Raw genomic sequence first — 603 nt, 5'->3', positions numbered from 1 at the left:
GCGGCAACTTGGCCAAAACTCGCAAAACAGTAGCTGGCCGCCGTCTAGTGACCTGAAACGTGAACCTAAGAATCACCGGAAGTCCGGCGGAAAAAAGGGCGGACCTGTCGGCCATAAAGGGCATACCCTTTCTTGCATCGACCATCCCACTACAACCATTATTCATCCGGTTTTAGTCTGTGAGAACTGTGCGGTCTCACTGGAGGACGTCGCATGTCTGGGGTACGAGCGTCGGCAGGTTTTTGACATCCCTGTCCCTGTCATGGAGGTGACGGAGCACCGAGCCGAGAAGAAAAAGTGCCCGTGTTGCCACACTTTGCAGAAAGGCATCTTTCCTAAAGGCGTCCATGCACGTGCCCAATACGGTCAGCGGTTCACTGCTGTAGCCGCTTATTTGCATTCGCACCAAATGCTCCCGCTCGCTCGCACAACCGATCTTCTTCATGTGTTGACGGGGTGTCGGCCGAGTCAGGCAACACTTCTTTCAAGTATCCGTAAAATGGCTGAAAGCTTACTTCCTTACGAAGAGATCATTCGTCAAAATCTCCTTGCCAGTCCCGTAATCCATGCCGATGAAACGGGCGTGCATGTAGACAAAGAGGG

Annotated in this window: 1 protein-coding gene and 1 pseudogene; both read left to right on the top strand. The window is 52.9% G+C overall.

Annotated features, from left to right (window positions below):
- Positions 1 to 301, top strand: a pseudogene (locus HQN90_RS40125) (IS66 family transposase zinc-finger binding domain-containing protein); the annotation flags it as partial.
- A gap of 15 nt (positions 302 to 316) precedes the next feature.
- A partial coding sequence (locus HQN90_RS39215; RefSeq protein ID WP_246363039.1) for an IS66 family transposase occupies positions 317 to 603 on the top strand: 287 nt, incomplete at its 3' end.

Origin of the sequence: Paenibacillus alba, assembly GCF_013204855.1 — a bacterium.
GTDB lineage: Bacteria > Bacillota > Bacilli > Paenibacillales > NBRC-103111 > Paenibacillus_E > Paenibacillus_E alba.
This window is presented reverse-complemented; position numbering and strand designations above follow the sequence as displayed.